Origin of the sequence: Chlamydia psittaci 6BC (genome assembly GCF_000204255.1) — a bacterium.
Taxonomy (GTDB): Bacteria; Chlamydiota; Chlamydiia; order Chlamydiales; family Chlamydiaceae; genus Chlamydia; species Chlamydia psittaci.
Map to the genome: position 1 here is coordinate 564823 of NC_017287.1, position 20659 is coordinate 585481.

A 20659-nucleotide genomic window follows, 5' to 3' on the forward strand; every position below is an offset into this window, starting at 1 on the left:
ATTTCTTCAGTATTTCTCTTACACTCTAAAAAAGATTCCTCAGATCTACTTTTAGATACTCAAGGATACCAGCGGTGTGTTTCTAGAGATGCCGCCATTATGGTTGTCGTTTTCTCTATTATTGTTGTCCTTACTATTCTAGGTATTGTACTTGTTGGCTCTAATGTTCTTACCTCTTCAATAGCTCTTATCTGTTTTTCTAGTGCGATTACAGCAGTATGTTTGATAGGTTTGGTTCTTGTTTTTATTTTAAATGCGGAGCAGAGGATCTTTCCCAAGATTGCTCTTCCTAACGAAATGGAATTTTCTGACGATGAACAAACTTTTTTACAAACATTATTGAACTTAACCGTTCCAGAGGAAGTACAAGAAACAGAGATCCAAACATTATCAGTAGGCACTCCTGAACGGGTATTTATTACTGGAACATTGTATCGCAACAATCCTTCTTATAGAGACAACATTTCTGAGCGAGTAGAAAATCTGCACGTTTCTTTTATGAATTTTGCCATGACCTTTACTAACGCTATTATGCATTGTGGAAGGGAATCAGGAAACTTAATAAAGGGCATCGTTAGGGAAATCAATGATCTGTTTATTCCCTCATTACGTTCTCGGAATCAAGAGACTTCCTTGTGTTATTGTTTGCAAATGTGGAGCGAACTTTTAAAGCAGCATTCTTTTGTAGATTTTATTGTCCTTATTCTTGAGAAACCAGAGATCAATAATTTCCTCCTTAAGAAGTTTATAGATGTTGCTGAATCTTGGAATACCAATCACGGTAATACTACTTATATTTCTAGAGCTTTACAAACGTTCAATCTTTGGCTTTACGGTTTATATGTGGGGGAGCCCTGCATAGAAATTCTTGAAGGTTATAACTCTCAACTTCTTACTTCGCAGGACCGTGCTTATTTAGAAGAGGGAAATTTCATTCAGCTCATTTTCTCTAGAGCCGAACCAGAATTACGTGTTCGATTTGCGGATTTTTTAAACACATCCGTACATGCTCTAGCTGCTAGAAAATGTCATACTATACAAAATAGTATGAACTCTGATGAGTATACACAAAATGATCCTTCATTACGTGAACTGATAGATAACCTTAATTTAAGAATGACATTTTGTTTGAATTTACCTATATGTTCTTCTTGGAAATTTAGATTTGCTTTGGCGAGGAATCTAAAGGGTATATACGATTTAAATCAGTTTATTATGGAAAATTATTACAGTTTACTAGCGAATCCCTTTTTGCTTATAGAACTGCTCCATAGCCATTCTAAATATCAAAGTTTCATCCAAGGATTACTGACTAAGGCAATGCCTATAGGTTATTGGAAATCTTTAATAGAGCCTATAATTGCAGGTTTGTTTTCTGTAGGAATAGCGAATGAACGAGAACTCAGTGTTATGGCGAATCACCTAGGCTTGACTTTTAACGATTTGATCTCTGTGATTTCTTCAAATCGTTTTTTAGAAGTTTTATTCCCACATTTATTTACTGAGTAGCTGTCTTAATTTATTCTCAGGCTTTTGGGAAAGACGGAGTGTCTGTGATTAAGAAACACAAAAAGCAGTCCTTAAAAAGGATTTAAGGTACTACTTTTGTGCATTCTCTTAGATTTATTTAATGAATTTTTTATGAGCGTAGTAGATGCCAAAAGGTATCATACAATTTATTGAGAAGGCTAATAATAAAAAGGCGGAGTATCCTATTTTATAAGCCCCAGATAATTGTGTGACTTCTTGAGGAGGTAAGAAGCTAATCCATAAAGCAAATACACAAGAAAGTATTCCTAAGAATGAAAGTAGGCAGATACCAAAAAATTTCCCAGGAACTGAATAGAGCCGCTGAGCTTTTGGCTCTTTAATACGTAAGATAGGACCTGAAATAAATAGGCAAATGTACATTGCTAAATACATTTGTATACTTAAAGCACTAAGGATCCAGTACGCTAAATCTGCTGAGTCTAGACACAGGAATATCAAAGTAAACACAGTGACTACAATAGCTTGAAATAACATAAGGTTTGTAGGGACATTCTTTGAGTTTACTTTTTTAAACATTCTAGGAAGGCAGTCATTTTGTGTGGAGACGAATAAGCCTTTAGTTCCTGCGAACATCCATGCGTTAAGTTCTCCCAAAGATCCTGCGATGGTCATAACTACAACAATGCTTGTCATCCAAGAAAGATTGTATTTATCAAAGAATAAAGAAAATGCTTTAACAAGCCCCGAAACCAAACTGATTTCTTCTTTTGGAATAACAATGGCTATAGAAAGAGATCCTAAAACCAAGATAGCTAATGTACAAATTGCTCCAATAAACACGGCTTTCGGGTAATTCTTTCTAGGGTTGATCATATCAGAGGCAAGGTTAGCATTAGCTTCTAATCCGCATAGGGCTAACAGCATCCCTGCTAACAATACAAAAGAAGACATACCGTGAATATCAGGAATTAGATCCCCCCATGAAAGGGAAATGGCTATAGGATTACCAGATAGAATCCAGAAAATAGCCAAAGTGACTAAAATGGCACCTGGGATCAAAGTTCCTATGATAACACAGATTGAACTGAACAACGCTGATGTACTAATTCCGAAGAAATTAAAGAAGGTTAAACCCCAAAATCCAGCGAGGATAACAGTAGCCAGATAGATTTTATTGTGAGCTAGATCTGGATTAATTTTATACACCAGGGTACTTGCAATAAATGCAAGCATCGCTGGGTACCAAGTCATATTATGGAACCATTGCATCCATATTGAGAAGAATCCCCACCATTTTCCTAAGGCATCACGAGTCCAAATATAAATTCCTTGAGGTTTAAATGATGCTAATTCTGCAGAGATAAGTGCATAAGGGATCATAAAACAACATACGGCTAATGCATAGAAGAAAAGAGTGGATAAGCCGTGTTTTGCTGTTAGAGGTAGGTTCCTTAAACTGATTACTACTGCTAGAGATAACATTCCAACAGTAAAAGTTCCTAGAGGTTTTGAGGGTTTTGAATGGGTGTGCATAAGAGCCTTCTTTAGATTACGCTATTGTAATACTCGGGTCTAAGTAAATATCTTGAATTAAGTTTAGTAATTGTATGCCTTCGGCCATAGGTCTTTGGAAAGCCTTTCTTCCCAAAATGAGCCCCATACCTCCAGCTCGTTTGTTAATTACAGCAGTTTTTGCTGCCTCTACAAAGTCATCCTTCCCGGAGGGACCTCCAGAATTAATAAGTCCTACCTTACCACAGTAGCTATTCAGCACTTGATAACGACACAGGTCAATTGGATGATCTGAAGAGAGTTCGGAATATACTCTATCATCGGTCTTACTAAATTTAATAGCTTTAAAACCACCTTGGCATGTAGGTAGTTTTTGTTTTACGATATCAGCACCTAAAGTTGCTCCTAAATGATCGGCCTGACCGGTCAAATCAGCAGCTGTATGATAGTCGACACCATTAGTGATAAAGTGGGGATTTCGTAGATAACACCACAATACTGTGGCCAATCCTAGTTCTCTAGCTCGTGCAAAAGCGCGAGAAACTGCAATGATCTCTTCTGAAGATGTCTCAGAACCAAAATACACGGTGGCTCCAACTGCAACAGCCCCCATATTGTACGCATTTTCTACCTGGCTGAAGAAAATCTGGTGGTAGGTTGTTGGGTAGGATAATAGCTCGTTATGATTGAGCTTCAACATAAAAGGAATTTTATGAGCGTATTTTCTTGAGAGTAAGCTTAAAACTCCATAAGAAGAGGCCACAGCAGAACATCCTCCTTCAATCGCTAAGCGAATAATGTTTTCGGGATCAAAATAGATGGGGTTGGGAGAAAAAGATGCCCCCGCTGTATGTTCTACTCCCTGGTCTACGGGAAGAATTGAGAGATACCCTGTATTACCCAACCTTCCGTGGGAAAACATTGACTGTAAAGATCTTAATACAAGGTTGTTTCTATCAGAATAAGAAAAAACTTTATCGACAAAATCTGGTGAGGGAAGTGTAAGATTTTCTTTGAGGATATGTTTGCATTTGTGTTTTAACAAATCTTCTGCGTCATCGCCTAGCAAATCATATATCTTCGACATACAAATACAGTCTCCTTAAGTGGTAACAAAGGTTAGTTTGGGGTTAATGAGTAAAATTTGTCAAGAATCTTTATAAAAGCAATCATTAAAAAGAGAAAAAACTATACTTTTTAAAATCTTTAAACATTTAAAATGGAGTAGCGCTTTCTTTATTTTAGAGTAAAATTAAATGTCACAACCTTCAATTAATCCTCATCTTCGAACTAACACTACTACGAATGAACCTATTCATGATGTCTCTTCTGAACTAGTTTCTGTTGTTTCTAGTGATAAGGATACTGCATGTAAAATAAGACAGTCCCAAATTATTGGTTTAATTTCTTCTGTAGTTGCAGCTATCTTGTTATTAACTATTCTTATTCTTCAACTAATTCCTGGGGCTCCTATTGCCTTTACTGTAATATTGGGGTTGGTTCTTTTGGGTACAACAGCAGTATCCTTGACATCTTTAGCTATTTATTTCCTTAAAATTAGAAAAATCTTTTCTGAGCTTTCTGAAGCTTCTAAAGAGTTAAGAACTACCTTCTGTAATTTCTCTTTAGACTTTTTACAAAGTGTAGAGCCGCAAAGGATCACACAACTTCCGAGATATGGATTAAGATCACAACAACCAGCTTCTGGACTAGTTTCTAATCGAGTATCCACAACTTCTAGCTCGAATGCGATTCATGAAACATCATCAACTTCTACTCCCACACCCTCTCCGTCTCTTTCAGAACCTTTACCTGTCCCGACACAAACTGAGGATTCCGTTTTTGAGGATCTTGCAACTGAAGATCAGCCTGAAGAAGGAATTCCTGCATCAACAGTAGGTGAAGAACAGGAGGTTTCTCCCGAAAGAGTTCCAGCTTCAGTTGATGAGGAACAACCATCGACTTCTGATGCTACCGCTCCTGATTTGGAGAGAATGAACGTAGATGCTTTATTTCAATCCAACCTTATGCGCCTCCTGGACATTGCGCAAGCGGGTGGGCAACATCCTTCTATAGAAGAACACTCTAAGTATAGAAGAGAACATAGTAAAGCTACTAAATCCTTTTCTGTTTTTTGTAGAGGCATAAAGCAAATCTGGGAGAAGGTAAAGCGGGGAGAAATTCCCGTGAGCGTTGGAGACTTGCTCACCATGTCTACAATACCATTTTTTGGTGCGGATAATCACTCTATTTTGTCCATTACTTGTAATGCTAAAGCAGCATTCTCCAGTGATCTTTGGGGAGCTTTCTGGTTACACGATACCCTCATAAATGTACAGCATGCAGACAACCTCTTTGCTCTTATTCGGTTAATCAAAACATTAAACCAACCATCAGCTTATACAGCATCCTTGGTAAGTTTGAACGTGTTGCTCTCAGGATGGTGTCTCTGCAACCAGAGTCTCGCTGCGAATATTGTGGGGTCAGTAGAAAAACTCTCTCTACCTCAAGAAGATAAGATGTTAGTTTTAGAAATGTTGAATTCTGGAAATATTATTGGGGCTTTAGTGTTTGTACACGGGAGAAACAATCCAGACATCCAATCGATTATGCAGATCCATGATGTAAATGCGCATGGCAGGGCTATGCCTGCTTCACAGGCTGCTGTTAATATACCATTTGAAGGTATCGACCCTTATAATTTGCGTGCAATCACAGTGATGGGAGATCTAGCTGAAAGAGACCCAGCCGAACAAGATACTACACTTATAAGAGAGTCTCAAAGAATTTTTGAGAGATTAGGTGATCACTTGCCATCAGGTGTTTCAGGATTAGCTTATAGTTTAGGCACTGGCCCTGATCCTCAACTAAGTTCATCATTTTCAGAGACAGTAGAGTTCTTGCGTCAGCATCCGCCTACATCAACATCTAAAATTTTCTGTATTTTACAAGCTATTCGTAGTGCACCGAAATTACAAACTCGTCTGAAAGATTATCTTCCCTATGCTGGTAAGGCTGCTATAGCTTCTGCAGTTTCTACGTTAATTTTAGGAGGACATTCCCTAGGGTTGTTTACCTATAAACAAATAGGTAGTTTATGCTCGGCTTTAGGGATTTCTGAACGCGAATTGCTGCGCCTCATTGAATCTAGAAAAATAGCGGGGGCTATTCTTCCTCAACTTTTATCATAAAACATATTTCTGTTATTTTATTAACAGGATGTTTGTGGAATGGGGGTTTTATTAAATTAATCTCTATTTACTTTTTATCCTTTAAACATAAAGGCTGATCTATTATAGATTTACCAGCATATCTTGTTTTTAGGTTTTCTTTGTGTTTAATCAAAACTCTCCCATCATTTCTGTAAAAGAATTAAACAAGGAAATAGCGAACCATCGTATTCTAAACTGTATCTCTTTCTCTGTGTATCCTGGTGAAATTTTTGGCATTATTGGTCATAGTGGCTCTGGGAAAAGCACTTTGTTACGCTGTCTTGATTTTCTTGTGGAGCCAACTTCTGGATCCATCTCGATAGCTGGTTTCCATACTTCTAACCCAATAGAAAAAATTTCTCGCACAGCCTTTGCTAAGCGGGTTGCCTATGTTTCTCAAAGCTGCGGCTTGTTTTTAGCAAAAACAGTGTTTGAAAATATTGCATACCCCCTGAAGGTTCGTTGCCCAGAGATGACAAAATCTCTCATCGAAGAGAAGGTTGATGATGCTTTGCATTTTTTTAATCTTTACGAGAGAAAACATGCATATCCAAGTAGATTAAGTGGGGGACAGAAACAAAAAGTCGCGATTGCCACAGCTATTGTCTCTGACCCTATGGTTTTGCTTTGTGATGAAATCACTTCCGCTTTGGATCCTAGATCAACCGAGGATGTTGTGGATAAATTGTTGCAGTTGAATGAAGAAAGGGGGATCACCCAAGTATTCGTATCTCATGAAATCGAAATCGTGAAAAAACTTTGTTCCCAGACTTTGGTTATGCATCAGGGAAGCATAGAAGAATTAGGTCCTACGGAAAAACTTTTCTTAAATCCTCAGAGCACGATTACAGAAGAACTTTTCCATATGCATTCCATCGCAAAGGGAATTTATGAATATGGTGAGAATGAAGAAATTTTAAGATTAGGCTTTCCGAAAGGGTTGGCAGTTCAAGGAATGATCAGTCAACTCATCCAGAGTGGAGGGATCTCTATGAATATTCTCTCTGGTGATATCAATCTCTTTCGTAAAACTCCTTTGGGTTTCCTTATTGTTGCTTTATCTGGAGAAAAAGAACAAAGAGATTGGGCAAAAAGTTCTCTTAGAGAGAAAGGGGTTATAGTAAAGCAAGTCCAGAAGTCAAGATAGCGGTATTGTAGATATGCAAATAGACATGATTTATATGTTAGTTAAGGAAACAGGCAGTACTTTATATATGGTATGCGCTTCTTTCTTTTTCTCTTCAATATTAGGTGGGCTTTTAGGGTTAGGATTATTCATAACGGCTTCCTATGGATTAAAGCCGATGAAGGGTTTTCATTCCGTTGTTTCTATTATTTTAAGTTTTCTTACGGCCATCCCTTTTGCTATTTTAATCGTTATTTTATTCCCTTTAACACGTTGGATAGTAGGGACTTCTTTGGGGGCTACAGCATCAATAGTTCCTCTGACTTTTGGCGCTCTACCTTTAGTTGCCTCTTTCGTTTCCGAAGCATTGCGTACCGGGGCGTTAACTTGTGTTGAGCCTGCTATTGCTCTAGGAATACCTAAAATAAAAATACTAAAAGATATACTTTTTCCAGAAATTCTCCCCCAGCTCATTTTTTCTTTAAAAAACCTCGTTGTCCATTTGATTGCTTGCTCTACTTTTGCAGGATTTGTTGGAGGAGGAGGATTGGGACAGATTTTATTGCAGTATGGTTATTATCGTTTTGATTTTTCAATTACTCTATCTGTCTTGATTATCACCTTATTTTTCATTGAAGGTATTCGAATTTTGGGAGACACTTTAGGTCGGCGTATACTAAAACATCGAGGGATTTTATGAAAAAAATCAAAATACTCTCGCTACTTGCTTTAGCCATCTCTTTAACAGGTTGTCACAATAATTCAGAAGGAGTTCTACGAATTGCTGCAAGTCCTACACCACATGCTGAGCTGCTTTATAGTTTAGAAAAAGAGGCGCAATCCCTTGGACTGCAATTTAAAATCCTTCCCATAGATGATTATCGTGTACCTAACCGTTTGCTTTTAGATAAGCAAATAGATGCAAATTATTTTCAACATGAAGACTTCTTAAAGGATGAGTGTGCTCGGTACCATTGCGAAGGAAAACTTGTTGTTTTGGCTAAAGTACATTTAGAACCGCTGGGTTTATATTCTAGTAAAACCCAGTCTCTCGAAGAGCTTAAAGTCAAGGAACAGTTGCGTATAGCAGTTCCTATAGATAGAACAAACGAACAACGCGCTCTAGACTTATTGAAAGACTGCAATTTGATTAGTTACAAAGAAGCTTCTCATCTAGATATCACTGCAAAAGATGTCTTTGGTTGTGGAGGGAAAAAGGTAACTATTCTAGAGATTGCCGCACCTTTATTGGTATCTTCTTTACCAGATGTTGATGCTGCAGTTATTCCTGGAAACTTCGCCATTGCGGGGGGAATCTATCCATATAAAAATAGTCTATACCTAGAGGATGTCCATACTTCCAAGTACACCAACGTTGTTGTAATACGTGCTGAAGATATGGAAGACTCAAGAATGCAAAAACTACAACAGCTATTGCAAAGTCGTTCTGTGAAGGATTTCTTCGATGCGAAATATCAAGGGATCTTTTTACTTCAGTAATACATGTAGAATGGCTCAAGTAAGAGTTGATCTACCCCGTTGCCAGTAGGTTTAAGGCATACTTGGCAACGATTTCTTGATTTTTTTTGAAAGACTTTTACCATTTTTCTTTTGATTGTTAAAAATTTATGTAAAATCAAGGTGGATTGATGTCGAGTACTGCAGTTTTAGGGCCTAAAGGTCCTTTCAGCTCTCCTTTTGAATGTTCTCTATACTCAACTAACTTAGAAATCAACTTGCTAGGTTCAATTCCTATAGTTGGCATATACATTGGAGCGAAGCGGATAGCTGCAGTTGCGCAATACAATAAAATGTTTGGATCGAAGACCGGAGTATCTCAGGTTATTGTTAAGGATTTCGGTGATGGCAGTTACAAAGTACAGGATGTGTTATCTTATAAAACAGGGCATTATTTTAGAGGTATTGTTGAGTGCTTAGGTCTAGGAGTTGTTTTGATAATTCTAGAATTTGCTATTGCCGTGTTTAAAGTCGTCATTTCATTTGCTGTTATGTTGATCCTCCTGTTGTCTTTAGTTGTCGTGAAATTGGGAGTGATCACGTGCTTGTCTCCAGACGATGTCGTCAACATAACGAGAGTTTTCAACAAAAATCAAACAGATTTGAGTTGTTAACGGAAATAATTTAAGATTTCGATCCATAAGATTAGAGAATGATCTTGAAGAGCCAGCATGCGTCTAATGTTTCTTGCTGTTTTGAGACATCGCATTGAATTCTTGTTTCATTTTTATTAAGAACACGACATGAGTAAGGTCATGTTGTTATTTATAAAAGACGGCCAAAAGAACTCGTAAAGCCGTATTGACTTTTTTCATGTTGCTGGATATAAGGCATTCTTTTAATGCAACGTATGATCAAACATTTATGTTGTATTTCTTTTAGGTGTTTTATGTTTCCTTTCCTTAAGAATCGAGAGTCACTCAGAGCAAAAAACTCTAAAAAAACAGCCTCTACAATTAAGCATGCAAAGCATTACTTGAACGGATATCTGAAGAAAATAGAGCATATTGTTGCTGCTAATCCTAAAGAAGTAATAGAAGCATGGAATGAAATGTTGGGAACCAAGTATAATGGGATGTTCCAAGCTTTAGGATTTAAGGATCATATTCTATTAGTAAAGATTTATAATTCTTCCTTATACGCTTCGCTAAAGCAAATGCATCAAAGTAGTTTAATTGCTCGTTTGCATCAAGTAGTTCCTCACGCTAAGATCAAGGAAATACAGTTTTTGTTAGGATAATGTATGGACGCAAAAGAAAAAAATTATGACGCCTCAGCTATCACTGTTTTAGAAGGGCTTCAAGCCGTTCGTGAGCGTCCTGGAATGTATATAGGAGATACTGGGATCACAGGGCTTCATCACTTAGTGTATGAGGTTGTAGACAACAGTATCGACGAAGCCATGGCGGGTTATTGTTCTGAAATCCATGTAAGGATTTTAGAAGATGGTGGAATTACTATCTCTGACAATGGTCGAGGTATTCCAATTCAGACCCATGAAAAGGAATCGAAAAAACAAGGTAGAGATGTTTCCGCATTAGAGGTTGTTCTCACGGTCCTGCATGCTGGAGGAAAATTTGATAAGGATAGCTATAAAGTATCCGGAGGTTTGCACGGTGTCGGAGTTTCTTGCGTTAACGCCCTGGCTGAAAAATTAGTAGCCACAGTATACAAAGATAAGCAAGCTTATCAGATGGAGTTTTCCAGAGGAGTTCCTGTAACTGGTTTGCAGTTGTTAGGAGCTACCGATAAGCAGGGAACAGAAATCACTTTCTACCCAGATAATGAGATCTTTTCTTCATGTGTTTTTGATCGCTCTATCTTAATTAAAAGGTTGCGAGAGCTTGCATTTTTGAATCGTGGTATAACGATCATTTTTGAAGATGATCGTGACGTCAGTTTTGATAAAGTCATCTTTTTCTATGAAGGAGGTATTCAATCCTTCGTTAGTTATTTAAACCAAAATAAAGAAAGTCTTTTCCCAGAACCAATTTATATTTCAGGAAGTCGAACTGGAGATGATGGTGACATTGAATTTGAAGCAGCTCTCCAATGGAATTCTGGATATTCTGAATTAATTTATTCATATGCAAATAATATTCCTACACGTCAAGGAGGAACCCACCTTACAGGATTTTCTACAGCACTAACTCGTGTACTTAATGCCTATATTAAAGCTCATAATTTAGCTAAGAACGATAAGCTCTCGTTGACGGGAGAAGATATTCGTGAAGGACTCACTGCTGTAGTTTCTGTTAAAGTTCCTAATCCTCAGTTTGAAGGGCAAACTAAGCAGAAACTAGGAAATAGTGATGTAGGTTCCGTATCACAACAGATCACTGGAGAAGCGCTAACAATCTTCTTTGATGAGAACCCACAAATTGCGAAGATGATCGTTGAAAAGGTTTTCATTGCAGCTCAGGCTAGAGAGGCAGCAAAGAAGGCTAGGGAGCTGACGTTAAGGAAAAGTGCTTTGGATAGCGCACGACTACCTGGAAAGCTTATTGACTGTTTGGAAAAAGATCCTGCAAAATGTGAAATGTACATTGTGGAGGGGGATTCCGCTGGAGGATCTGCTAAGCAAGGTAGAGACCGTCGTTTTCAGGCTATTTTACCTATCCGAGGTAAGATCTTAAACGTTGAGAAAGCACGTTTACAAAAGATCTTCCAAAACCAAGAAATAGGAACCATCATTGCAGCTTTAGGTTGCGGTATTGGATCGGATAATTTTAATTTAGGTAAGCTACGCTATCGACGTATCATTATCATGACAGACGCGGATGTTGATGGCTCTCATATTCGTACTCTGCTATTAACGTTCTTCTACCGCCATATGACAGCATTAATTGAAAATGAATGTGTCTATATAGCTCAGCCTCCTTTATACAAAGTAAGCAAGAAAAAAGATTTCCGTTACATTCTTTCAGAAAAGGAGATGGATGATTATCTATTAACTTTAGGAGTTTGTGACAGTAAACTGGTGTTTAAAAACGGAGATCGTGAGATCAGTGGAGAAGCTTTGGACAGCTTTGTCAAGCTTATCTTGAACATAGAAAACTTTATCGTTGCTTTAGAGAAAAAAGCTGTTCCTTTTTCTGAATTTTTAGAAATGCGCAAGGAAACCTTAGGCTATCCTTTATATTATAGCCCTCCGCAAAGCGGGAAGCAAGGTGGACGCTATTTCTATTCTTCCGAGGAAAAAGAAGAAGAGATGGCATCTAGAGAAGATGCGGATTCTATGAAGGTTATTGAATTATATAAAACGTCGATCTTTGCAGAAATTCAAGAGGAATTGCGAGACTATGGTTTAGATATTCGCCATTATCTCAATCCCAAAGATTCTGAAATGGTGATAACCAATGAAGATTCAAAAACGTTACCTTATACTTGTTATACTTTAAAAGAAGTTATCGATCATCTCAAAGCCCTTGGAAGAAAAGGTATAGAAATTCAGCGTTATAAAGGTCTTGGAGAAATGAATGCTGATCAGCTTTGGGATACAACTATGAATCCCGAACAGAGAACTTTAGTTCGTGTGTCATTGAAAGATGCTGTTGAGGCAGATCATATCTTCACCATGCTTATGGGCGAAGAAGTTCCTCCAAGAAGAGAATTTATTGAGAATCACGCTCTATCAGTTAAGATGAATAATTTGGATATTTAGGAGACGGTTATCACTATGTTGAACAAAGAAGAAATCATTGTCCCTAAAAATCTAGAAGAAGAGATGAAGGAAAGTTACCTTCGTTACTCTATGTCGGTAATTATTTCTCGAGCGCTTCCTGATGTCAGGGATGGTTTGAAACCTTCGCAAAGGCGTATTCTTTATGCAATGAAGCAATTAAACCTCACTCCTGGTGCGAAGCATCGTAAATGCGCTAAAATTTGCGGTGATACTTCCGGAGATTACCATCCTCATGGAGAGAGCGTTATTTATCCTACGTTAGTGCGTATGGCTCAAAACTGGGCGATGCGTTATCCACTGGTCGATGGTCAAGGAAACTTTGGCTCTATTGATGGGGACCCTGCGGCTGCTATGCGTTATACGGAAGCTCGTTTAACCCATAGTGCGATCTTCCTAATGGAAGATTTAGATAAAGATACTGTAGATATGGTATCTAACTATGACGAAACGAAGCACGAGCCTGTTGTTTTTCCTTCGAAGTTTCCTAATCTTCTTTGTAACGGTTCCTCTGGTATTGCTGTAGGTATGGCAACAAATATACCTCCTCATAACCTCGGAGAGTTAATAGAAGCCACGCTATTGGTATTAAGTAAGCCTGACGTCTCTATAGAAGAAATCTTAGAAGTCATGCCAGGACCAGATTTCCCGACAGGGGGACTGATTTGTGGTAGTGAGGGTATACGCTCTACCTACTATACAGGAAGAGGAAAGATCAAAGTTCGTGCACGTCTTCATGTAGAAGAGAACGCAGACAAACATCGTGAGAATATCATTCTTACAGAAATGCCCTACAATGTAAACAAATCGCGATTAATTGAACAAATTGCTGATCTTGTTAACGATAAGACTTTGTCAGGTATTTCCGATGTTCGAGATGAATCAGATAAAGATGGTATCCGTGTTGTTCTCGAGCTTAAGAAGGGAGAGTCATCAGAAGTTGTTATCAACCGTCTCTATAAATTCACTGATATTCAAGTGACTTTCGGAGCGAATATGCTCGCCTTGGATAAAAATCTTCCAAGGACAATGAATATTCATAGAATGATTTCTGCATGGGTACGCCACCGTACAGAGGTAATTCGCAGAAGAACTCGTTACGAGTTAAATAAAGCTGAAGCACGTGCACATATCCTTGAAGGTTTCTTAAAAGCTCTTTCTTGTTTAGATGATGTTGTACATACCATCCGTAATAGTGATAGTAAAGAACACGCTAAGCATCAATTGATTGAAAAGTTCGGATTTACTGAACATCAGTCCATTGCTATTCTTGAGTTGCGTTTATACCAACTTACCGGATTGGAAGCTGAGAAAATTCAAAAAGAATACGATGAGTTAGTAAATAAAATTGCTTACTACAAACGTGTTCTTGCTGATGAAGGTTTAGTAAAAGATATCATTAGAAATGAACTTCAAGAGCTTCAAAAGCTTCATAAAACTCCTCGTAGAACTACGATAGAATTTGATGCCGATGACATTCGTGATATTGAAGATATTATCACCAACGAACCTGTGATTATTACAATATCAGGAGATGACTACGTAAAAAGAATGCCTGTAAAAGTCTTTAGAGAACAGAAACGCGGTGGTCATGGTGTTTCTGGATTTGACATGAAGAAAGGTTCGGACTTTTTAAAAGCAGTATATTCAGCATCAACAAAAGACTACCTGTTGATTTTCACCAATTTTGGACAATGTTATTGGTTGAAAGTCTGGCAATTGCCTGAAGGGGAAAGACGAGCTAAGGGTAAACCGATCATTAACTTTCTTGAGGGTATTCGTCCTGGAGAACAATTAGCCGCTGTTCTTAATATTAAGAATTTTGAAAATGCAGGATTCTTATTCTTAGCAACCAAACACGGGGTAGTCAAAAAAGTAGCTCTTGATGCGTTCAGCAATCCTAGAAAGAAAGGTATTCGCGCTCTAGAAATAGATGACGGTGATGAGCTTATTGCTGCGGTGCATATTACTAGCGAAGACGAAAAGGTCATGCTATTCACGAGATTGGGGATGGCTGTACGTTTCCCTCATGATAAGGTACGACCTATGGGAAGAACAGCACGTGGAGTACGTGGAGTTTCATTGAAAAATGAAAAAGATCGTGTTGTTGCTTGTCAAATTGTTAGAGATGATCAATCTGTTCTTGTTGTCTGCGATAATGGCTTCGGGAAACGCTCTCAAGTAGAAGATTTCCGAGAAACCAATCGAGGAGGGGTAGGCGTACGTTCTATTCTTATCAACGAGAGAAATGGAGATGTTCTTGGAGCTATTTCTGTGACAGATCACGATAGTATCTTACTCATGTCAGCACAAGGACAGGCTATTCGTATTAACATGCAAGATGTACGTGTGATGGGAAGGTCTACTCAAGGTGTACGCTTAGTTCACGTTAAAGAGGGTGATACCCTTGTTGCAATGGAAAAACTCTCGTTAAATGAAGATGAGACTCTAATGAATATTGAAGAAGAGAGTGCCTCACCACAAGTATAAAGGAATAAAGCCATGTTTATAGTAATTGAAGGATGTGAAGGGTCAGGAAAAAGCTCTTTAACACAACTTCTAAAAGATAAGCTTATGGCTGAGGGGAAAGAAGTTGTAGCGACTAGAGAACCTGGAGGATCTTCCTTAGGTGAGCGAGTGCGTGATTGGATTTTAGACCCCTCCACAACAGAGATTTCTCCTTATACGGAGCTTTTTTTATTTCTTGCAGCACGTGCACAACACATAACTGAAAAAATACTCCCCGCTTTAGAATTAGGGAAAATTGTGGTATGTGACAGATTCCATGATTCTACAATTGTCTATCAAGGAATAGTTGGAGGGCTGGGGAAGGAATATGTGACAAATCTCTGTCACAGTGTTGTAGGAGAAAAAAAAATTCTTCCAAATCTTACCTGCCTTTTAGATATTCCTGCGGACGAAGGACTAAAAAGAAAACAACAACAAAAGTCCTTTGATAAGTTTGAAAATAAGTCTTTGGCATATCACACAAAAATTCGTGAGGGTTTTTTATCTCTTGCCGAGTCACGTCCTGACAGCTATCTTGTTTTAGATGCTAGACAACCTATAGAAGAATCACTCAACAAAGTTATGACCGCTTATACAGAATTAGCCTTATGCAAATAGAAGGAAAGATAGCTAATGAACCTTGGGAGGCCTTACTTGATAACATTAGTCAAGGTAAGGTATGCCATGCGATTTTATTGCACGGCAGTTCATTATCCATTCTTTCTCAATATGCTTATAACTTGGCCTCTCATATTCTTCTAAAAGATACTCCTGAAGCGCGGTATAAGATTTCCCAAAAACTACATCCTGATATTCAAGAGTTTCAGCCTTCTGGAAAGGGAAGATTGCATTCTATAGAGATCCCTAGGGACATAAAAAAACAGATCGCAATACTTCCTTATGAGGGCTACTATAAGATCTATATTATTCATGAAGTAGATCGTATGACTTTACCTGCGATCTCTGTATTTTTAAAAGTCCTCGAAGAAGCTCCGTCTCACAGTGTAATCATACTGACATCTGCAAAACTTCAACGTATACCAGCAACGATTCTTTCACGGAGTTTATCCATACATATTCAAGGACAAGAAAAGACAAACCCTAATGAAGAGGAAATCGCCTATCTACTCAAGTATGCCTCAGGAGAAATGAGTATTACAGAAGTAGGAAAAATAGTTAAAGGTAGTGCAGATACAGATAAACAAGTGCTCAGAGATAAAGCTAAATACCTTTTAGAAGTTCTTTTAACATTATTTAGAGATAGATTTATGCTTTCTTTAAATATCAGTGCGAGTGCTATGACTTATCCGCAATACGCTAAAGGTATTCTTAATCTGCCTATACTTCCTCTTGAAAAGGTGCTTGTGATTATAGAAAAAGCCTATCAAGCTTTAGATAACTCTTCATCAGCGACAAGCTGCATGGAATGGGTAGCCTTACAACTTGCATCACTGAATCATCGTTCTTCGGTATTAATTGAACGTACTTGTCCATAGGGGAATGGTTTCCTGCATTTTTTGTAAAACAACAGCAGGAATTTCATGCCCACCATTAAAAGAAATAAACTCTCCATGTAAACGTGAAGATAGGAGCTGATTTAGCCGTTCCCCATGGTAATAAGGCAAAATGGTATCTTGATATCCGTGACTTTGAATAAAAGGAACCTTAGCACATAAATTTATATTATTTTCCCAGCCTTTCTCTAATAGTAATGCTCCAGAACAAATTAAAGCTCCTCGATAAGGGATTTTTGAAGATAAAATAAGATGAGTGGTGATCATAGCACCTTGGCTAAAGCCTCCTAGGATAATGTCGTATCGCGGACGATCCAACTCTTCAATAAGGTTTTCTAAAGCTGCTTTTGGTTTCTCAAAATCTATATTGAATAATTTTTGGTATTGTTCTTCTGTTGCTGGGGTAATATCCGGATTAGAAATTAAGCTCTGAAATAGAGGAACGTCTAAGGGGAACCAAGCTCTTCCACCCCCAAATTCATAAGAAAGTTGTTCAATACCATGAGGGAATACCCATGTAGGACGTACACCTTTGAAAGGACATGCTGAAGGGAAAAATGCTAAATTGTCAGCATTTGCTCCATAGCCATGACAAAAGATAATAATAGGATCATCGGGATCCCCAGGACATACTATGGAATCTAATCCAGCAAACTTACGACGAAAAAATGAATACTCCATGAATGCTCTCAAAAGTAACTTATAGTGAAAATTTAGACCAAATTAGTCGGATTGATTTTAGAGATCAAGGGTTTCTTTGAACCCACAAGACATAGAAAAATTTATAATTCGTTCTTCTATAGGGAAGATAATTAATGTCATTTATTTTAATAACTTTAATACTTCTCGTGAAATAGATCCTATATTGAAAAAATTGGATTTAGAAACATGCCTATGTTAAAGTCTTCTCGAATTTAGTTTTTTGCAGAGAAATATTTTAGAGAATAGCGAATTCTGGAGTTTTTATGTCTGTTACAGATCCAGATTTTTTTTTACGACAAGCTGCAGATTATTTAGATCAAGGCAAGGTTATAGCCTTCCCCACAGATACAGTTTATGGTTTGGGAGTGGCATTAAATTACCCAAATGCCGAAGAGAAAATCTATGATTTAAAGCATAGAGATCAGGGAAAATCTTTGGTTGTGTATGTAAATACTATTGAGGATATTGAAAAATTCTCGGGATGTACATTATCAACACACGCACTTAAGTTATCACAGAAGTTCCTCCCCGGGCCGTTGACTTTGCTCGTTGACCATAAAAACCCTAGATTTCACCAAGAGAAACTAGGATTTAGGATTCTTTCTATTCCTATAGTGAATAAGCTCATCGATCTCGCAGGACCGCTACTTGGAACGTCTGCAAACATTTCCAATTTCCCTCCAGCAATCACCTCTAAAGAAGTGCTTGAAGACTTCTGTCAGGAAGATATTTGTGTTATTCCAGGCTGTTGTTCCTACGGACTGGAATCTACGGTAATCTCTGCAGATCCTTTAAAGATCTATCGTGAGGGAATGATTCCTCATCAAGTTATCGAAGACGTTGTAGGGGAAAAGATAGATGCTTGCTTACACACGCGCCACATGTTTTCTCAACACGTAAAAATTTATACAGTAAAAGATGAAGATGCTCTAAAGAATTTTCTTGAGCAGAACGCTCGATTTCAAGGTGTAATTTGCCACAACCCTAAACCATGTGATTTTTACCCTACCTTAAGACAAGCATTAAGATCTGTCGAACCTGTTGTGGTATTTATCTACGATCAGGAAACATCAGCATATCCAGAGCTAAGACCTTATCTAATTCCATATAGTTATACATACACTCGGTGAATGTCATGATCATAGATATGCACTGCGACCTTCTTTCTCATAAAACTTTTTCCTATGAAGATCCTTGCGTGCGCTGCTCTCCAAGTCAATTACTCTCTGGGGGAGTGAGAAAGCAAGTTTGTGCTATATTTACTGAGCATAGCATGAGCTCTCCAAGCGCTGATACACAAAATCAACTATTTTTTCACCTTCCTGATTCGGATAATCGTATCCGTTTAATTACTTTTGATTCTGATAACCTGAATCATGATGCTGGGGAAAATACCCTCTCTATTATTCGTAGTATAGAAAATGCTTCGGGATTAGGTTCTGATTCCCAACATCTCAGTGAGCTATTCACAAAACTCCTAGATCTATTTTCTATGGGGCCTATTGCTTATTTAGGGATTGTATGGAACGGAAGAAACCGTTTTGGGGGAGGAGTTTGTGACCCCTATAAACTTACCTCTGATGGGAAACGTTTATTAGAAATTATGAATCAATTGGCTATTCCTATAGACCTTAGCCATTGTTGTGATAAACTCTCCGATGATATTTTAGACTATACGGTAGACAAGCTTCCTAACATGCAGGTTCTTGCTAGCCACTCTAACTTTCGATCAGTACAAAACATCCCCAGAAATCTTACTGATGCCCATGCAAAAGAAATCGCATCTAGAGGAGGGGTTATTGGTTTAAATATCGTAAGTTACTTTGTTGGGTCTTCTTTACAAGGATTAAAACAGCATATCCATCATGCTGAAAAATTGGGAATTCTAGATCAACTTGTCCTAGGAACAGATTTCTTCTATTCTAATGCACAAGAAAAGTTTTTCCCTGAGTGTTCTACAGCCGAAGATCATCCCAATATCTCTAGCATTTTATCCGATAATCTACATAGGGAATCTACAGAAAAAGTACTCTGGAAATCTGCTCAACAATTCTTAAATCAGACTGTGAGTCTTCAAAAAGAACGAAGACATATTTGTTTAGATATATAAAAAAACCCGAAGCATTGCGCCTCGGGTCCATTAAGAGATACTCTATACAGAAGAAATAATCTTATGATTCTTCTTCTTTAGCCTCTTCAGCTGTTTCAAGTTCCTGATCTTCGCTATCTTGATCTCTTTGATCCGATTGATCACTGTGATCACTTAAAGATGAACTCCTAGAAGTTGGTGTCACAGCTCCAGGTGACCTTCTCAATCTGCTAAAACCAGCATTGAGCATAGAAGTAAAGCGATTGATACGTTCTGTTGGGCTACCAGTATCCCCATTTAATGAAAATGTAGAAGCACTTTTTCTTAAAGGTTTAGGAGAGGAAGCGCCTACATACAAAGAGCCAGGTTCTGATAAGTGCCTTTGTATTTGACTAATTGTTTCGTGAGCTGAGTTTAATTCTTCCGTTTTTGTAGTTAACATTCGTGTTAATCTAGTGACTTCAGACTCATGGTCGGTAGTAAGCCGTTCCATTAAATCTTGCTGACTCGCAATAGCTCGATCAAGATTTGCGGATGTTTCCTGCAGTTGAGATTCTAAATCTCTAACTTGAGCCTCTAGCTGTGCTACTTTAGCTTGTTCAGCTTGTAACTCACCTTGAGATCTTGCAAGTTGTTCTTCTTTTTGACTAAGAGTTTCTTCAGTTGTTTGTAGACGTGCTTCAACAGCACCCAAGTTTTCACGAGATTGAGTTAGTAACTCTGAAGATTCATCCAAACGACTTTGAAGATTATTTCCCAATTCTCTTGTAGTTGTCAGTGCTTCAGAAATTTCTGCAAGTTGTGTTTGAGAAGCACTCACTTCTCCTTGCAATCGATTAACTTCTTCTGTTTTCTGTTCGACTACTTGTTTCATATTCATAAGTTCAGTAGCCAGAACGACTTCACCCTCATTATTCACCCGAGGCTTTTTAAGAATACGGAGAGCCACACCAAAGGAAGCCAAACTCGTCCCAAGGGCAAGAACAGTTGCTCCTAAAGCAATAGAAAATGCCGAAGGTAAACTTGTAATCGTTAAGGTTAAGAGTAAAATACCGGATATAACTAAGATAATACCCACAGCAATAAGAGTTAAACTCACAGTCTTGCGACTAACATGAGAGTGCTGACATATCCGATTTAATACAGAAACCCTTTCCAATGCCTCTTCTTGAGAGGAGGACCGTAATATAGAAGGTATCATATCTGAAACTATTTAAAATAATAAAAATCAGTAAGATTTTAACAAATTCATTATTATTTTCTTAGAGAAAAAAGAAGATTGAATAAATCTTTATAATAAAAAGA

At 37.9% G+C, this 20659-nt stretch carries 17 protein-coding genes; 13 read left to right on the forward strand and 4 right to left on the reverse strand.

Annotated features, from left to right (window positions below; all coding sequences use genetic code 11):
• Positions 1–99 precede the first annotated feature (99 nt).
• The gene (locus G5O_RS07645; RefSeq protein ID WP_006343174.1) at positions 100–1509 is read left to right on the forward strand and encodes a CT214 family putative inclusion membrane protein; all 1410 of its coding nucleotides are present in this window, start codon (positions 100–102) and stop codon (positions 1507–1509) included.
• Between the two features lie 114 nt (positions 1510–1623).
• Here G5O_RS07645 and G5O_RS07650 read toward each other — a convergent pair whose 3' ends face one another.
• Together G5O_RS07650 and G5O_RS07655 are read right to left on the reverse strand one after the other, a co-directional pair.
• The gene (locus tag G5O_RS07650; protein ID WP_006343175.1) at positions 1624–3024 is read right to left on the reverse strand and encodes an amino acid permease; all 1401 of its coding nucleotides are present in this window, start codon (positions 3022–3024) and stop codon (positions 1624–1626) included.
• Positions 3025–3040: 16 nt separating this feature from the next.
• On the reverse strand, positions 3041–4090 hold the full coding sequence (locus G5O_RS07655) for a class I fructose-bisphosphate aldolase (RefSeq protein ID WP_006343176.1): 1050 nt from the start codon (positions 4088–4090) through the stop codon (positions 3041–3043).
• A gap of 169 nt (positions 4091–4259) precedes the next feature.
• Between G5O_RS07655 and G5O_RS07660 the strand changes: the two genes are divergently transcribed.
• The 10 genes from G5O_RS07660 to G5O_RS07705 all read left to right on the forward strand — a co-directional run bounded on the left by G5O_RS07660 (position 4260) and on the right by G5O_RS07705 (position 16545).
• A complete protein-coding gene (locus G5O_RS07660) occupies positions 4260–6194 on the forward strand; it encodes a CT214 family putative inclusion membrane protein (RefSeq protein WP_006343177.1) in 1935 nt (644 codons plus the stop codon).
• 142 nt (positions 6195–6336) lie between these two features.
• On the forward strand, positions 6337–7362 hold the full coding sequence (locus G5O_RS07665; RefSeq protein ID WP_006343178.1) for a methionine ABC transporter ATP-binding protein: 1026 nt from the start codon (positions 6337–6339) through the stop codon (positions 7360–7362).
• Positions 7363–7375: 13 nt separating this feature from the next.
• Positions 7376–8041 (forward strand): ABC transporter permease subunit, encoded by a 666-nt coding sequence (locus G5O_RS07670; RefSeq protein ID WP_013462668.1) that lies wholly within the window; start codon positions 7376–7378, stop codon positions 8039–8041.
• A complete protein-coding gene (locus tag G5O_RS07675) occupies positions 8038–8841 on the forward strand; it encodes a MetQ/NlpA family ABC transporter substrate-binding protein (RefSeq protein WP_006343180.1) in 804 nt (267 codons plus the stop codon). Before G5O_RS07670 ends, G5O_RS07675 begins: the two co-directional genes overlap by 4 nt.
• A 149-nt stretch (positions 8842–8990) precedes the next feature.
• Complete coding sequence (locus G5O_RS07680) at positions 8991–9473, forward strand: hypothetical protein (protein WP_006343181.1); 483 nt, start codon at positions 8991–8993, stop codon at positions 9471–9473.
• 275 nt (positions 9474–9748) lie between these two features.
• Positions 9749–10099: a DciA family protein gene (locus tag G5O_RS07685; RefSeq protein ID WP_006343182.1), complete on the forward strand. Its 351-nt coding sequence runs from the start codon at positions 9749–9751 to the stop codon at positions 10097–10099.
• Positions 10100–10102: 3 nt separating this feature from the next.
• A complete protein-coding gene (gene gyrB / locus G5O_RS07690) occupies positions 10103–12523 on the forward strand; it encodes a DNA topoisomerase (ATP-hydrolyzing) subunit B (RefSeq protein WP_006343183.1) in 2421 nt (806 codons plus the stop codon).
• A gap of 15 nt (positions 12524–12538) precedes the next feature.
• Positions 12539–15031 (forward strand): DNA topoisomerase (ATP-hydrolyzing) subunit A, encoded by a 2493-nt coding sequence (gyrA, locus tag G5O_RS07695; RefSeq protein WP_006343184.1) that lies wholly within the window; start codon positions 12539–12541, stop codon positions 15029–15031.
• Positions 15032–15043: 12 nt separating this feature from the next.
• Positions 15044–15667 (forward strand): dTMP kinase, encoded by a 624-nt coding sequence (gene tmk, locus G5O_RS07700; protein ID WP_006343185.1) that lies wholly within the window; start codon positions 15044–15046, stop codon positions 15665–15667.
• Positions 15658–16545, forward strand: coding sequence for a DNA polymerase III subunit delta' (locus tag G5O_RS07705; protein WP_006343186.1), 888 nt, complete (start codon positions 15658–15660; stop codon positions 16543–16545). Before tmk ends, G5O_RS07705 begins: the two co-directional genes overlap by 10 nt.
• Here the strand turns inward: G5O_RS07705 and G5O_RS07710 are convergent.
• Positions 16522–17244 carry an alpha/beta hydrolase family protein gene (locus G5O_RS07710; protein WP_006343187.1) on the reverse strand — a complete coding sequence of 241 codons (723 nt, stop codon included), beginning with the start codon at positions 17242–17244 and terminating at the stop codon, positions 16522–16524. The genes G5O_RS07705 and G5O_RS07710 overlap by 24 nt on opposite strands.
• Before the next feature lie 284 nt (positions 17245–17528).
• On the opposite strand from G5O_RS07710, the gene G5O_RS07715 reads away from it, so the two are divergent.
• Together G5O_RS07715 and G5O_RS07720 are read left to right on the forward strand one after the other, a co-directional pair.
• Entirely contained in the window at positions 17529–18395 is an 867-nt protein-coding gene (locus tag G5O_RS07715) for an L-threonylcarbamoyladenylate synthase (protein WP_006343188.1), read from the forward strand.
• A 5-nt stretch (positions 18396–18400) separates the two neighbouring features.
• Positions 18401–19375 (forward strand): dipeptidase, encoded by a 975-nt coding sequence (locus tag G5O_RS07720; RefSeq protein ID WP_006343189.1) that lies wholly within the window; start codon positions 18401–18403, stop codon positions 19373–19375.
• Positions 19376–19436: 61 nt separating this feature from the next.
• Here G5O_RS07720 and G5O_RS07725 read toward each other — a convergent pair whose 3' ends face one another.
• Positions 19437–20555 carry an IncA family protein gene (locus G5O_RS07725; RefSeq protein ID WP_006343190.1) on the reverse strand — a complete coding sequence of 373 codons (1119 nt, stop codon included), beginning with the start codon at positions 20553–20555 and terminating at the stop codon, positions 19437–19439.
• Positions 20556–20659: the final 104 nt, after the last annotated feature.